At 73.4% G+C, this 14,157-nt stretch carries 16 protein-coding genes; 3 read left to right on the top strand and 13 right to left on the bottom strand.

Translation table 11 applies throughout. From position 1 onward, the window contains the following. Window positions 1-115 precede the first annotated feature (115 nt). Entirely contained in the window at window positions 116-331 is a 216-nt protein-coding gene (locus G3I41_RS16245; RefSeq protein WP_164400936.1) for an I78 family peptidase inhibitor, read from the bottom strand. 631 nt (window positions 332-962) lie between these two features. Between G3I41_RS16245 and G3I41_RS16240 the strand changes: the two genes are divergently transcribed. Both G3I41_RS16240 and G3I41_RS16235 read left to right on the top strand, forming a co-directional pair. Then, on the top strand, window positions 963-1,745 hold the full coding sequence (locus G3I41_RS16240; protein ID WP_164400935.1) for a hypothetical protein: 783 nt from the start codon (window positions 963-965) through the stop codon (window positions 1,743-1,745). Window positions 1,746-1,897: 152 nt separating this feature from the next. After that, complete coding sequence (locus G3I41_RS16235; protein WP_164400934.1) at window positions 1,898-2,227, top strand: hypothetical protein; 330 nt, start codon at window positions 1,898-1,900, stop codon at window positions 2,225-2,227. A 73-nt stretch (window positions 2,228-2,300) separates the two neighbouring features. On the opposite strand, the gene der is transcribed toward G3I41_RS16235, so the two are convergent. The 5 genes from der to aroH form a co-directional block, all read right to left on the bottom strand. Then, a complete protein-coding gene (gene der, locus G3I41_RS16230) occupies window positions 2,301-3,770 on the bottom strand; it encodes a ribosome biogenesis GTPase Der (RefSeq protein WP_164400933.1) in 1,470 nt (489 codons plus the stop codon). A 64-nt stretch (window positions 3,771-3,834) separates the two neighbouring features. Continuing rightward, window positions 3,835-4,497, bottom strand: a complete 663-nt coding sequence (locus G3I41_RS16225; protein WP_164400932.1) for a lysophospholipid acyltransferase family protein — start codon at window positions 4,495-4,497, stop codon at window positions 3,835-3,837. Further along, window positions 4,494-5,210, bottom strand: a complete 717-nt coding sequence (cmk, locus tag G3I41_RS16220; RefSeq protein WP_164400931.1) for a (d)CMP kinase — start codon at window positions 5,208-5,210, stop codon at window positions 4,494-4,496. The genes G3I41_RS16225 and cmk overlap by 4 nt, the downstream gene beginning before the upstream one ends. A 327-nt stretch (window positions 5,211-5,537) precedes the next feature. Continuing rightward, the gene (locus G3I41_RS16215) at window positions 5,538-6,623 is read right to left on the bottom strand and encodes a prephenate dehydrogenase (protein ID WP_164400930.1); all 1,086 of its coding nucleotides are present in this window, start codon (window positions 6,621-6,623) and stop codon (window positions 5,538-5,540) included. Continuing rightward, window positions 6,620-6,982, bottom strand: coding sequence for a chorismate mutase (gene aroH / locus G3I41_RS16210; protein WP_164400929.1), 363 nt, complete (start codon window positions 6,980-6,982; stop codon window positions 6,620-6,622). Before aroH ends, G3I41_RS16215 begins: the two co-directional genes overlap by 4 nt. A gap of 129 nt (window positions 6,983-7,111) precedes the next feature. On the opposite strand from aroH, the gene G3I41_RS16205 reads away from it, so the two are divergent. Further along, window positions 7,112-7,813: a nucleotidyltransferase domain-containing protein gene (locus tag G3I41_RS16205; protein ID WP_164400928.1), complete on the top strand. Its 702-nt coding sequence runs from the start codon at window positions 7,112-7,114 to the stop codon at window positions 7,811-7,813. Between the two features lie 28 nt (window positions 7,814-7,841). Here the strand turns inward: G3I41_RS16205 and G3I41_RS16200 are convergent, their stop codons facing one another. The 7 genes from G3I41_RS16200 to G3I41_RS16170 form a co-directional block, all read right to left on the bottom strand. Then, entirely contained in the window at window positions 7,842-8,858 is a 1,017-nt protein-coding gene (locus tag G3I41_RS16200; protein ID WP_164400927.1) for an ADP-ribosylglycohydrolase family protein, read from the bottom strand. Then, a complete protein-coding gene (locus G3I41_RS16195) occupies window positions 8,855-9,586 on the bottom strand; it encodes an NUDIX domain-containing protein (RefSeq protein WP_164400926.1) in 732 nt (243 codons plus the stop codon). The genes G3I41_RS16200 and G3I41_RS16195 overlap by 4 nt, the downstream gene beginning before the upstream one ends. Then, window positions 9,583-10,662 carry an AAA family ATPase gene (locus G3I41_RS16190; RefSeq protein WP_164400925.1) on the bottom strand — a complete coding sequence of 360 codons (1,080 nt, stop codon included), beginning with the start codon at window positions 10,660-10,662 and terminating at the stop codon, window positions 9,583-9,585. Before G3I41_RS16190 ends, G3I41_RS16195 begins: the two co-directional genes overlap by 4 nt. Beyond that, window positions 10,659-11,306, bottom strand: a complete 648-nt coding sequence (pnuC, locus tag G3I41_RS16185; protein WP_164400924.1) for a nicotinamide riboside transporter PnuC — start codon at window positions 11,304-11,306, stop codon at window positions 10,659-10,661. The genes G3I41_RS16190 and pnuC overlap by 4 nt, the downstream gene beginning before the upstream one ends. A 127-nt stretch (window positions 11,307-11,433) precedes the next feature. Continuing rightward, window positions 11,434-12,594: a pseudouridine synthase gene (locus tag G3I41_RS16180; protein WP_164400923.1), complete on the bottom strand. Its 1,161-nt coding sequence runs from the start codon at window positions 12,592-12,594 to the stop codon at window positions 11,434-11,436. Beyond that, on the bottom strand, window positions 12,594-13,241 hold the full coding sequence (gene scpB / locus G3I41_RS16175) for an SMC-Scp complex subunit ScpB (RefSeq protein WP_164400922.1): 648 nt from the start codon (window positions 13,239-13,241) through the stop codon (window positions 12,594-12,596). The genes G3I41_RS16180 and scpB overlap by 1 nt, the downstream gene beginning before the upstream one ends. Beyond that, window positions 13,238-14,116, bottom strand: coding sequence for a segregation/condensation protein A (locus tag G3I41_RS16170; protein ID WP_343242142.1), 879 nt, complete (start codon window positions 14,114-14,116; stop codon window positions 13,238-13,240). The genes scpB and G3I41_RS16170 overlap by 4 nt, the downstream gene beginning before the upstream one ends. Window positions 14,117-14,157: the final 41 nt, after the last annotated feature.

The raw sequence follows: 14,157 nt of genomic DNA, 5'->3' as shown, positions 1-14,157 counted from the left end.
CCGCGCGGAGGCGCGGCCCCGGCCCGGCCGGTCGCCGGCGGCTGATCCCGGCGTACGCGTGAGGGGCCCCGACCACGTCCGGTCGGGGCCCCTCACGCGTACGGGTACGAACGGCTCAGCCGGTCCAGCAGCGCCTGACGACACCGCCGTCGACCTCGAAGTTGATCCGGCCCGCCTGGAACTCCATGGTGATGACCGTGCCCGGCGGCAGGGCCCGCACGGTGGACCAGCCGTGCTCCCGGGCGCGTTGTTCGGCGGTCTGCGCGGAGAGTCCCACATAGGCGTCGGAGGCGTCGTCGGGCTGGGCGGGGGGAGTCGGTAGGGGTGCCATACCCTCACCGTAGGCGCCCGGGCGCGGAGGCGGTAGCGGGGCCCGCGCGCGGGCACACCGCACCCTCACGTCGCTCACCGGTCACGCTTGTGTCACAGGATCCCGACACGTCTCCCCCGCGGACCCCTTCACCCGAACGTGGGATTCACAACCGGACGCACAGTAATCGCACAGGCCGTGAACGATCATCGGACCAGCTTCCGGAAGACGGGAAAACCAGCGTGATTTCCGCCCCGGGGCGAGGCTGAATTCCCTTCGGGAAAACGGTCCGCGAAGGCGGGCTTCGCCGGTAATTCACCGTCCCTTATCGCACCCTTATCCCAGAGCGCCGACGGGCATACCATCGGACGGGCCCGCCCGGGGCCGCGGGACCGTATAGCGGACAACCCGGGTCCGCGCATTCCGGCGTACGGCCGGGCAGCGGTCCGCACCCCGCGCCTACCCCGCGCCCGCCCCTCCACACCCGTCCCGGCGGGCTGCTTTCTCCCCCTTTGTCGGCCGATCCCCCACCCTCCCGGCGCGCCCGGGCCGATTCCGTACGGCTTCCCGCGTGACCCCGGCAGCGGCTCGCCCGTTGTCATCTCTGAGCCGGGAACCGCCCGGCGCACGTACCGAGTTCGAGGAGCCACCCGTGCCGCGCATGCTCGACGTCAGCGAGGACGTACGCGCCGAGATCGGCGACGCCGAAGCCGACCGGCTGCTCGTCGGCGACAACGCCCCGGGCAGTTACGACTGCACCTCCTGCCGCACCCCCGGCGACTCCGAGCAGGAGCGCACCAGCACGGTGCTGTTCGTCGGCGACGAGACCGCCGTGCTCGCCTTCGCGCACGCCAGCTGCATCCCCTCGCAGGTGGTCCAGGTCGCCGAGGACCAGCTGCAGGGCGCCGTCCGCAGCATCACCGCCGGAGACCGGGACGAGCCGCGGCGGGTCGTCCCCGAGCAGGCCGTCCTCGGCATCACCAGCGGTCTCGTCCTGATCGACGACGAGCTCCACCCGGCCCTGGTCGTCGAGCCGACCGGTGCGATCGCCCGCCCCGGGACGGACGGCCGGGACGGCGACCAGTTCCTCCAGCTCCTCCTGGAACAGGGCTTCCAGCCGGTCCACCGCATGGAGCAGGTGCCGGAGGTGCTGCACGGCTGGTCGATCCTGCTCGCCATGGGCCAGCTGCACGCCGTGCTCCAGCCGGGCACGGGGGGCGGCACCCCGGTCGCCTGGTGGCAGGCGCACGCACCGCTCCAGGTCACCGAGGGCTGGCGGACCGCCGCCAACAAGTCCCAGACCGTGCTGGTCTACGCCGCCCCGGCGGGCTCCATCGGCCAGCAGCCCCGCGAGGACCTGCTGCGCGACGCGCTGGAGAAGGCGTCGGCCGCCGGGCTGCTGGTCTCCGCCGCCATGCCGCTCGCCGGGACCTGACCGTGACCGCGCTTCCGGTGCGCCGGCGGCGAACAGTTGTCTGCCCGACATGTGTTTCCGCGGCGGGCCCGCATCCGACGGCCGCCGGGGTCGTTGGCACCTACGTGCACTCATACGACCCCTCCCACCAGCGTCCGAGCCCGATCCCTGCCATGCGTCCCGCGCAGGACCCCTCGGGCGGCCCGTCCCACACCCCGATCTACGACGCGCTGTACTCCGAGTACCGCCGCTCGTTCCGGGCGCTGCCGGGGGACAGGACCGGCGAGGAGAGTCTGGGCCTCCAGGCGCTCGGCCTCTTCGGCTCGCGCGCGCCGCTGCGCGGCCACTCGGGCCACTCCTCGCCCGGCGGCACGGTGACGGCGCCGGGCGACCGCTCCGGCACGGGCGCCCGCTCCGGGAGTCTCGGCGGATGGCAGCGGGTGGGCCGCCATGCGGGGCGCGCCCGGCCCGCGGCGCTGCCGCCCGGCTCGCGGGACGCCTGACCTCCCGCACGCGACAGCCCCGGACCGCTCGGTGACCGAGCGCTCCGGGGCTGTCGCGTGCCGTTCCTCGCGGCTACTTCTTGCGGCCCCGCTTCTCGCGGACCCGGACCGAGATGTGGATCGGGGTGCCCTCGAAGCCGAACTCGTCGCGCAGGCGGCGCTCCACGAAGCGGCGGTAGCCGTGCTCCAGGAAGCCCGAGGCGAAGAGGACGAAGCGCGGCGGCTTGGTGCCCGCCTGGGTGCCGAACAGGATGCGGGGCTGCTTGCCGCCCCGGACCGGGTGCGGGTGGGCGGCGACGATCTCGCCCAGGAAGGCGTTGAGCCGGCCGGTCGGGACGCGGGTCTCCCAGCCGTCGAGCGCGGTCTCGATCGCCGGGACCAGCTTCTCCATGTGGCGGCCGGTGCGGGCCGAGACGTTGACCCGGGGGGCCCACGCGACCTGCGCGAGCTCCGTCTCGATCTCGCGCTCCAGGTAGTAGCGGCGCTCCTCGTCCAGCGTGTCCCACTTGTTGAAGGCGAGCACGACGGCGCGGCCCGCCTCCACGGCCATGGTCACGATGCGCTGGTCCTGGACGCTGATCGTCTCGCTGGAGTCGATCAGGATGACCGCGACCTCGGCCTTCTCCAGGGCGGCGGCGGTGCGCAGCGACGCGTAGTAGTCCGCGCCCTCCTGGAGGTGGACGCGGCGGCGGATGCCGGCGGTGTCGATGAACTTCCAGGTGACGCCGCCCAGCTCGATGAGCTCGTCGACCGGGTCACGGGTGGTGCCCGCCAGCTCGTTGACGACGACGCGGTCCTCGTTGGCCACCTTGTTCAGCAGCGAGGACTTGCCGACGTTCGGGCGGCCGATGAGCGCGATGCGGCGCGGTCCGCCGACGGCCGTGCCGAAGGACTGCGGCGGGGCCTCGGGCAGGGCCTCCAGGACGGCGTCCAGCATGTCGCCGGTGCCGCGGCCGTGCAGCGAGGAGACCGGGTGCGGCTCGCCGAGGCCGAGCGACCAGAGGGCGGTGGCGTCCGCCTCGCCGCTCTGCCCGTCGACCTTGTTGGCGCAGAGCACGACGGGCTTGCCGGCCCGGCGCAGCAGCTTGACGACGGCCTCGTCGGTGTCGGTGGCGCCGACGGTGGAGTCCACGACGAAGACGACCGCGTCGGCGGTCTCGATCGCGTACTCGGCCTGGGCGGCGACGGAGGCGTCCAGACCGAGGACGTCCTGCTCCCAGCCGCCGGTGTCCACCACCTTGAAGCGGCGGCCGGCCCACTCGGCCTCGTAGGTGACGCGGTCGCGGGTGACGCCCGGCTTGTCCTGGACGACGGCCTCACGGCGGCCGATGATCCGGTTCACCAGGGTCGACTTGCCGACGTTGGGCCGGCCGACGACGGCGAGGACGGGGAGCGGTCCGTGACCGGCCTCGTCCAGCGCGCCCTCGACCTCCTCGGGGTCGAACCCCTCCTGCGCGGCGAGCTCCATGAACTCCGCGTACTCGGCATCGCCAAGCTCTCCGTGCTCGTGGTCCGAGCCGCCGGAGTGAATCTGGTCGTTCATGAAGTCCGTTCCTCTTTGCATCATCATCGATGGACCACTCAGCGCGCGGTCCACTACTCAAGTCTTACCCGGTGCGCCCGGTGAGGCGCCCGGCGTGTTCCAGGTGGCCGGTGAGCCGGGCCCGGATGCGCAGCGTGGCCTCGTCGAGCGCCTTGCGCGTACGCCTGCCGCTGCCGTCGTCCGCCAGGAAAGCGTCCCCGAAGACGACGTCGACGCGGCTGCGCAGCGGCGGCAGTGCCGATATCAACCGTCCGCGGCGCTCGGTGCTTCCCAGGACGGCCACGGGGACGATCGGCGCCCCGCTGCGCACCGCGAAGTACGCGAGCCCGGCCCGCAGCGAGGCGAAGTCTCCGTCGCCCCTGGTGCCCTCGGGGAAGATCCCGAGCACCCCGCCGTCCTCCAGCACGCCGAGCGCGCGGGTGATGGCGGTGCGGTCGGCGGTCGTACGGTCCACCTCCAGCTGCCCGATTCCGCGCAGGAACGGGTCCAGGGGGCCGACGAACGCCTCTTTCTTGATCAGGAAGTGGACGGGCCTGGGCGCGGTGCCCATCAGCATCGGCCCGTCGATGTTGTGCGAGTGGTTCACCGCGAGTATGACGGGTCCGGAGGCGGGGACCCGCCAGGCACCGAGGACACGGGGTCTGAAGAGCCCGTACATCAGCCCGATCCCGATGCCGCGCCCGACCGCCGCACCACGCGGCGAGGGCGCGCTCGTGGTGTCGGTCACTTCGCGGCCCGCTTCTCCCCGACGAGGGTGACGACGCACTCGATGACCTGCTGGAGGGTCAGCTCGGTGGTGTCCACCTCGACCGCGTCGGCCGCCTTGGCGAGCGGGGAGGTCTTGCGGCCGGAGTCGGCGGCGTCCCGCTTGATCAGCGCCTCCTTGGTGGCGGCGAGATCGGAGCCCTTGACCTCGCCGCTGCGGCGGGCGGCACGGGCCTCCGGCGACGCGGTGAGGAAGATCTTGATGTCGGCGTCGGGCAGCACGGTGGTGCCGATGTCGCGGCCCTCGACGACGATGCCCTTCTCGGCCTCGGCGGCGATGGTGCGCTGGAGCTCGGTGATCAGGGTGCGCACCTCGGGGACGGCGCTGACGGCGCTGACCTTGGAGGTGACCTCCTGGGTGCGGATCGGACCGGAGGCGTCCTCGCCGTCGACGGTGATGGTCGGGGCCGCGGGGTCGGTGCCGGAGACGATGACCGGCTTCGCGGCGGCGGTCGCGACCTGCGCGGCGTCGTGCACGTCGATGCCGTTGTTCAGCATCCACCAGGTGATGGCGCGGTACTGGGCGCCGGTGTCCAGGTAGCTGAGGCCGAGCTGGGCGGCGACGGCCTTGGAGGTGCTGGACTTGCCGGTGCCGGAGGGGCCGTCGATGGCGACGATCACTGCGGCCGGGGCGGTCCGGACGGCGGCGCTTACGGTTTCCACGGTGGTGGACACCTTCCTGGTGCTCGGGGCGGGCTGGACGGGACGCGTGAACCCGCCCCGCACAAGGTTACCGAGTGCGGGGGCGGGTCCGGTCACCGCTGTGGACAAGTGTGCGACCGGGCAGGGCCTTCCCTTTGGAACAGGCCGGATCAGGGAGCGGGGCCTGGTGCCGTGCATCACAAGGCGGAGGATCGAGGCAGACGGGGTCTCCCCTTGTTCGAGCGCAGCCGAGAACTCGGGGAAGGAGCGTGGGTGATTGACGCCAACGCCGCGAGGTGCGGTGCCAGGCCCCGCGAGCCCGGCCTGGTCCAAAGGAAAGGCCCCCAGTGTCCCACGGTCCTACTGACGGATCGACCAGCCCCGCTCGCGGAGGGCCGCCGCCAGGACGGGGGCGGCACTCGGCTCGACCATGAGCTGGACGAGACCGGCCTGCTGGCCGCTGGCGTGCTCGATGCGCACGTCCTCGATGTTGACCCCGGACCGGCCGGCGTCGGCGAAGATCGCGGCCAGCTCGCCGGGCCGGTCGCTGATCAGGACGGCGACCGTCTCGTACGCGGCCGGGGCGGCGCCGTGCTTGCCGGGCACCCGGACCCGGCCCGCGTTGCCCCGGCTCAGGACGTCGCGGATGCCCTCGGTGCCCGCGCGCCGCTTCTCCCCGTCGGCGGACTGGAGCCCGCGCAGCGCGATGACCGTCTCCTCCAGGTCGGCGGCGACGCCCGCGAGGACGTCGGCGACGGGACCGGGGTTGGCGGACAGGATCTCCACCCACATGCGCGGGTCGGACGCCGCGATCCGGGTCACGTCCCTGATCCCCTGCCCGCACAGCCGGACCGCGCTCTCGTCGGCGTCCTGGAGCCGCGCCGCGACCATCGAGGAGATCAGCTGCGGGGTGTGCGAGACGAGCGCGACGGCCCGGTCGTGGGCGTCGGCGTCCATGACGACCGGGACGGCCCGGCACAGCGCGACCAGCTCCAGCGCGAGGTTCAGCACCTCGGTGTCGGTGTCCCGGGTCGGCGTGAGCACCCAGGGCCGCCCCTCGAAGAGGTCGGCGGTCGCGGCGAGCGGCCCGGAGCGCTCCTTGCCGGCCATGGGATGCGTGCCGATGTACGGGGTGAGGTCGGCGCCCAGCGCCTCCAGCTCGCGGCGCGGGCCCCCCTTCACGCTGGCGACGTCGAGGTAGCCCCGGGCGACGCCGTCGCGCATGGCGGCGGCGAGCACGGTCGCGGTGTGGGAGGGCGGCACGGCGACGACCGCCAGGTCGACCCGTCCCTCGGGCGGCTCGTCCGTACCGGCGCCGAGCGCGGCGGCGGTCCTGGCGGACTCGGGGTCGTGGTCGACCAGGTGGACGGTGACGCCCCGGCCCGCGAGGGCGAGGGCCGCGGAGGTCCCGACGAGGCCGGTTCCGATGACGACGGCGGTTCTCACTGGGCGATGTCCTTGCGCAGGGCGGCGGTGGCGCCGAGGTAGACGTGGTTGATCTCGGCCTTGGGCAGATAGGTCTCGACGTGCGCCGGGATCCGGACCACGCGGGGCATGGCCCCCTCGATGTCCAGTTCCTGGGCGCAGATCAGCGGTACGTCGACGATCCCGATGGAGCGCGCGGCGGCGGCCGGGAAGTCGCTGTGCAGGTCGGGCGTGGCCGTGAACCAGATGCTGATGAGGTCGTCCGCGACGAGTTCGTTGCGCTCCAGCACGGCGGTGAGCAGGGCGCCGACCCGCTCGTGCAGGTGCCCGGTCTCGTCCCGGTCCAGCTGGACGGCGCCCCGGACCGCTCGTACCGCCACGTCGTGCTCCTCGCTCGTTCCGAACCGCTTCTTGCGTACGCGATCAGCGTAGAGGGGCGGCGGGGTCCGGCGCCCGCCCGCCCTTTTTATGAGACGCGCCCGCGCCCGTCCCTCGCGTACCCTCCCGGCATGATCACGCCGACCGACGAGGACCTGGTACGCCGCCACACGGTCTACTCCTGTGTGATGGGGTCGCGCGCCTTCGGTCTCGCCACGGAGGACAGCGACACCGACCGGCGGGGGGTGTTCCTCGCGCCCACCCCGCTGTTCTGGCGCTTCGAGAAGCCGCCCACGCACATCGAGGGCCCGGCGGACGAGCAGTTCTCCTGGGAGCTGGAACGCTTCTGCGAGCTGGCCCTGCGCGCCAACCCGAACGTGCTGGAGTGCCTGCACTCGCCGCTCGTGGACCACGTGGACGGCACCGGCCGGGAACTGCTCGCCCTGCGCGGGGCGTTCCTCTCCCGGCGGGCGCACGACTCGTTCGTACGCTATGCCGTGGCCCAGCGCCGGAAGCTGGAGGCGGACGTCCGCCAGTACGGCGCCCCGCGCTGGAAGCACGCCATGCATCTGCTGCGGCTCCTGGCGAGTTGCCGGGACCTGCTGCGCACCGGCGTCCTGGACATCGAGGTGGGCGAGGCCCGCGAGGACCTGCTCGCGGTCAGGCGGGGCGAGGTCCCCTGGCCCGAGGTGGAGCGCCGCATGACCCGCCTGGCCGCCGAGAACGACGAGGTGGCCCCCGCCTCCCCCCTGCCCGCCGAGCCGGACCGGGCGCGCGTGGAGGACTTCCTGGTACGCACGCGCCGGGCGTCGGCGGCGGCGTCAGCGCGCTGAGAGCCGGGCGCGGGCCCCGCCCCCGCGCTCAAGCGTCCCAGAGCGCCGCCAGCGACAGCAGGTCGCTCCGGTACTCGATCCGGTCCGACCATGCGGCGGGCCAGGCCGTGGCGCCCAGGTGGGCGCCGGACAGTGCGCCGGTCAGGGAGGCGATCGAGTCGGAGTCGCCCCGGGTGCAGGCGGCCCGGCGCAGGGCGGTGACGGGTTCGTCCGGGAAGAGCAGGAAGCAGTGCAGGGCGGTGGCGAGGGCCTCCTCGGCGATCCAGCCGTCGCCGGTCGCCTCGCAGGGGTCGGTCTCCGGGGACGGGTTCCGCAGGGCGTCCTGCACCGTCTCCAGCGCGGCGAGGCAGTCGTCCCAGCCCCGGGCGATGAACGCCTCGGGCGAGGCGTCGTGCGTGTGGCGCCACAGCTCCCCGAGCCACCGGGTGAGGTAGCGGTCGCGGTTCTCGTACGCGTAGGAGCGCAGCCGGCCGATCAGGCCGAGGGGTTCGGCGCCCTGGGCGAGCAGGTACACCGCGCGGGCCGTCAGGTCCGAGGCGGCCAGGGCCGTCGGGTGGCCGTGGGTGAGGGCGGACTGGAGCTGGGCCGCCCCGGCGCGCTGTTCGTCGCTGAGGCCGGGCACCAGGCCGACCGGCGCAACGCGCATGTTGGCGCCGCAGCCCTTGGAGCCGGTCCGGCTCGCCTCCTGCCAGACGCGGTCGCCGTCGAGGAGTTCGCAGGCCTCCAGGCAGGTGCGGCCGGGGGCGCGGTTGTTGTCGGGCGAGTGGTACCAGGCGACGAACTCGGCGCGCACCGGGCCCGCCATCCGCTCGGGGGAGAGCGGCCCGCCGTCCATGGCGGTGCGGATGCCCCGGCCCAGGGCCAGGGTCATCTGGGTGTCGTCGGTGACGACGGCGGGCGTGGGCAGCTCCATCTCCCGCCAGGGGCCGCACTTGGCGAGGATCGACGGCACATCGTTGAACTCGGTGGGGAACCCCAGCGCGTCGCCGAGCGCGAGGCCGGTCAGCGCGCCGGTCACGGCGCCCTTCGTACGGATCGTGGTCATGCCTGTCGTCCTTCGGGTCGCAGCAGCGGAGGGTGCAGTGCGGTGGCGTCGCCCGCGCGGTACAGGGCGGCGGGTTTGCCCCGGCCGCCGGTGCGGCGGGGGGCGCCTTCGGCGGGCTCGACGAAGCCCGGGGTCGCGAGGACCTTGCGGCGGAAGTTGGGGCGGTCGAGATCGACGCCCCAGACCGTCTCGTAGACCTGTTGCAGCTCGCCCAGGGTGAAGTGCGGCGGGCAGAACGCGGTGGCCAGGCAGGTGTATTCGAGCTTGGCGCCGACCCGGTCGCGGGCGTCGGCGAGGATGCGGTCGTGGTCGAAGGCGAGGGTGCCGGTCCGGGCGGTGTCCCACCAGCGGGCACCCGCCGCGTCCCCGCCGCCGCGTGGCTCGGGCAGGTCCGGGACCAGGGCGGTGTGGGCGACGGAGACGACGCGCATCCGGGGATCGCGGTCCGGGTCGCTGTAGGTGCGCAGCTGTTCCAGGTGGAGGCCGGAGACGGTGTCGTCGCTCAGCCCGGTCTCCTCGGCCAGCTCGCGGCGGGCGGCGGCCCCCGCGGACTCCCGGGGCAGCAGGAAGCCGCCGGGGAGCGCCCAGTGGCCCTGGTACGGCTCCGCGCCGCGCTCGACCAGCAGGACGTGCAGCCGGGACTCGCGGACCGTGAAGACCGCCAGGTCCACGGTGACCGCGAACGGTGCGAAGGCCCTTGGGTCGTAGCCCTCGGGGGCGGCGCTCATCGGCGCTCCGGGAGGGGCGCGGCGAAGTCCCAGCCCTCGGCGAGCAGCGCGTCCACGGCCTCGACGGCGCGGGCGAGGCGCGCCTCGGGGCTGCCGGTCACCTCGATGAAGGTCCGGCCGGTACGGGTGAGCTCGGCCCGGAACCGGTCGGTCATCCAGGGGCGCAGCTCCTCGCCGTCGCGGAGCCCGTCGTCCTCGAAGGCGACGCCCTCGTGGTCCGTGAGCAGCCACAGGTGGTGGCGGGAACGGTCGGCGACGCGCTCGACGAGGGGGTTGCGCCCGCCCACGTACCGCTCGTGCCAGACGGTCGTCGCGAAGGAGTCCGTGTCGCAGACGAGCACCGGGGAGCCGGTGCGGGCGGCCTCCTCCTCGCGGGCGTTCTGGACCTCGGCGATGTGCGGGAAGTCGTGGGTGGAGAAGGTGACGTCCTCCCACTGCGCCCGGGGCCACCGCTCGCGCAGCTCGGCCAGCTTCCGTTCGCTGAACTCGCGTCCGTACTCGGCCACGTACGCCGTCTGCGCCCAGACCCCGCCGCGCTGCCGGTAGTGGGCGGCGAGCGCCCGGGCCAGCGTGGTGGTGCCGGTGGACTCCGCGCCGAGGACGACGACGCGGCGGGCGAGCGCCGCCCGCACGGGCGCTTCGAGGAAGCCCCAGCAGCCGGCCGGGTCCGCGCGGACGGCGGTGCCGGAGACCGGGTACGCCGTGCGGTCCGGGTCGACGCAGACGGACTCGGCGCCGAAGCGGCGGGCCAGCTCGTCCCCGTACGGCTCCGAGGTGAAGACGGCGTCCACCCGCTCGGGCACCGCCCCCGTGAAGACGGCCATGTGGGCGTCCCAGATCGCCGGGTCGTGCAGGTCCATGCGCGTGTCGTCCACCGCGCCCACGACCGTCACATCCGGGTGCGCCTGCCGCATCCAGTCGACCCGGTCGGCGAGCGGGACGGACTCCACCGACGCGGCGCAGACCAGGACGGTCAGCCGTTCGCAGCGGGCGGCGGCGGTGCGGACGAGGTGGTGGTGGCCGGCGTGCGGCGGGTAGAACTTGCCGAGCACGAGTCCGTGCGGATAGCGCTTCATGCCAGGGCCTTCGCGGGGTCGGCTGCGGTCAGGTCGCGGCGCCAGTTGCGCAGGCCGGTCAGGCACAGCGTCAGGAAGCCGACGTACAGCAGCGAGGTCAGGTACAGCTCCTTGTACGCGTACAGCGGGATGTACACGAGGTCGGCGGCGATCCACAGCCACCAGGACTCGACCAGCTTGCGGCACTGCCCGTAGGTCGCCGCGAGCGAGAGCGCGGTCGTGAGCGCGTCCCAGAACGGAACGGTCGAGTCGGTCGCCCGGTCGAGCAGGACGGTCAGCGCGCCGGTCCCCACCGCCCCCGCCGCGAGCAGCCAGGCCCACTCGGTGCGCGTGGTGCGCCGCACCGGCAGCCCGTCGGTCCCTGGTCCACCCCCGTGGGTCCAGGTCCACCAGCCGTACGCGGCGAGGGCGATGAAGACGATCTGGAGTCCGGCGTCGGCGTACAGGCCGGACTGGGTGAACAGCAGGATGAAGAAGACGTTGTTGGCGATGCCGATCGGCCAGTTGGCGAGGTGCTGGCGGGCCACGAGCCAGACGCAGAGCGCGCCGCTGCCGAAGCCCAGCACCTCGGTCCAGCTGACCGGGGTGTCCAGGACCGTCACCAGGGGCTGCTGCAGGGGATCGAGTATGTCCGCGAGACTCACGCCCGCCTCCTTAATAGTCACTGTGACTATAAAGGGTCGGCGGGGCGTGCGAAAGGCCCGCGGCCGGTTCCCCTCCGGGACATTCCGGGGAACCGGCCGCGGGCCTTCGAGCGCTGCGAGGGGCGGGCTACAGGCCGACCTCGCGCATCAGCATGCCCACCTCGGTGTTGGTGAGCCGGCGCAGCCAGCCCGACTTCTGGTCGCCCAGCGCGATCGGACCGAAGCCCGTGCGCACGAGCCGGTCGACGGGGAAGCCCGCCTCGGCCAGCATGCGGCGCACGATGTGCTTGCGGCCCTCGTGCAGGGTCACCTCGACCAGGTAGTTCTTGCCGGTGTTCTCCACGACGCGGAAGTGGTCGGCGCGGGCGTACCCGTCCTCCAGCTGGATGCCGTCCTTGAGCCGCTTGCCCAGGTCGCGCGGGAGGGGGCCCTGGATGGCCGCCAGGTACGTCTTCTTCACGCCGTACCTGGGGTGGGTGAGACGGTGGGCCAGCTCGCCGTGGTTGGTGAGCATGATGATGCCCTCGGTCTCGGTGTCCAGCCGGCCGACGTGGAAGAGCCGCGTCTCGCGGTTGGTGACGTAGTCGCCGAGGCACTGGCGCCCGTCCGGGTCCTCCATGGAGGCGACGACACCGGCCGGCTTGTTCAGCGCGAAGAACAGGTAGGACTGGGTGGCGACGGTCAGCCCGTCGACCTTGATCTCGTCCTTGTGCACGTCGACGCGCAGGCCCTGCTCGGTGACGATCTCGCCGTTCACCTCGACCCTGCGCTGGTCGATCAGCTCCTCGCAGGCGCGGCGCGAGCCCATGCCGGCGCGGGCCAGGACCTTCTGCAGCCGCTCGCCCTCCTGCTCGGCGCCCGGGTGCGTCTTGGGGGTCCTGATCTCGGGCTTGTTCGCGTACCGGTCGCGGTTGCGCTGCTCGATCTTGGCGTCGAGCTCGCGCGGGCGCGCCGGAGCGCCGTACGGACCGCGCCGGGCGCCGCCCTTCGCGCCGCCCTGGGGGCTCTTCGGACCGCCCTTGGCGCCGCCCCGGGCCGCGGCGCCGCGGCCCTTGCGGGCACCGCCGTCGGTGCCGGGCTTGTCGGAGCCCACGTCGTAGCGGCGCTCCTCGGGCCTGGGCTTGCGGGGGCGCTCCTCGTTCCGGCGGTCCTCGCGCTCCGAGCGGGGGGTCCGCGCGTTCGGGTTGCTGTTCCTGCCGGTGCCGCTGTTGTTCCTGCCGCTCCGGCCCCCGCCGCTGCCGCCGCTCCTGCCGCCGCCGCTACCGCTGTTCCTGCCACTGCTTCGCATCAAAAGTCCGTCTTGTCGTCTGCGTGAGTTTCCGGGGTGTCCGGTGCGTCCGGATCGAACGACGGCACACCCTCTGGCGTCTCGGCCTCGATCGCGTCCGCCTCGGGGAGGAAGGGCGCGAGCTCCGGGAGCTCATCCAGGCCACGCAGGCCCATCCGCTCCAGAAAGTAGTTCGTCGTCCTGTACAGGATCGCACCTGTTTCGGGTTCCGTGCCCGCCTCCTCGACCAGGCCCCTCTGGAGCAGGGTCCGCATGACCCCGTCGCAGTTCACCCCGCGCACCGCCGAGACCCGCGACCGGCTCACCGGCTGCCGGTACGCGACCACCGCCAGGGTCTCCAGTGCCGCCTGGGTCAGCCGGGCGTGCTGGCCGTCCAGGACGAAGCCCTCCACCGCCGCCGCGTACTCGGGGCGGGTGTAGAACCGCCAGCCGCCCGCGACGAGCCGCAGGTCGAAGCCGCGCCGCTGCCCGGTGTACTCCTCCGCCAGCTCCCGCAGCGCGGCGGCCACGGCCCGCCGGGGGCGCTCCAGCACCTTGGCGAGGTGTTCCTCGGTGGCGGGCTCGTCCACCACCATGAGGACGGCCTCCAGGGCGGGCTTGAGGGCGAGGTCCGCGACCGCAGAGCCGGTGGGGTCCTGTTCGCTCACGGCGTCTCGTCCTCCGGGGTCTCGGGGCCGTCCGGGGCGTCCGGGGCCTCCTGGTCGAATTCGTCCGTCACCACGGGCTCGGCCCCCGCCTCGCCGGCCCACCGCACCATCAGCTCGCCGAGCGCCACGTCCTGGTCCAGGGCGACGGCCTTCTCCCGGTACAGCTCCAGCAGGGCGAGGAAGCGGGCGACGACGGTGAGGGTGTCCGGCGCGTCCTCGGTCAGCGCCCGGAAGCTGATCTCGCCCGCCTCACGGACTCGGGCGACCACGATGCCCGCCTGCTCGCGCACGCTGACCAGGGGGGCGTGGATGTGGTCGACGTACACCTGCGGCGCGGGCTTCGGCTGCATCGCCTTCACGGCCAGCCGGGCGAAGCCCTCGGCGCCGATGCTGATGACGACGTCCGGCAGCAGCTCGGCGTGGTGCGGTTCGAGGCCGACGGTACGGGGGAAGCGGCGGCCCTCCGCTTCGAGCCGGCCGCTGAAGATGTCGGCGACCCGCTTGTACGCGCGGTACTGGAGGAGCCGCGCGAAGAGCAGGTCCCTGGCCTCCAGGAGCGCGAGGTCCGCCTCGTCCTCCACCTCGGCCGCGGGGAGCAGCCGGGCGGCCTTCAGGTCGAGGAGGGTCGCGGCGACCACCAGGAACTCGGTCGTCTGGTCCAGGTCCCAGTCGGGGCCCATCGCCCGGATGTGGGCCATGAACTCGTCGGTGACCTTGGACAGGGCGACCTCGGTCACATCCAGCTTGTGCTTGGAGATCAGCTGGAGGAGCAGGTCGAAGGGCCCCTCGAAGTTCGCCAGCCGTACGGTGAACCGGCCGTCGTCGGGGGGAGCGGGTGCGTCGGGGGCGGCCTCGGATGCGGGCTCCTCGGGCACCGCCGCCTCGGGCGCGGGCTCCTCGGCGGGGGCCGGCGTCT

It is taken from the genome of Streptomyces sp. SID9727 (genome assembly GCF_010550605.1).
Taxonomy (GTDB): Bacteria; Actinomycetota; Actinomycetes; order Streptomycetales; family Streptomycetaceae; genus Streptomyces.
The sequence above is the reverse complement of the archived record's forward strand: the minus strand, read 5'-3'. Positions and strand labels throughout refer to the sequence as shown.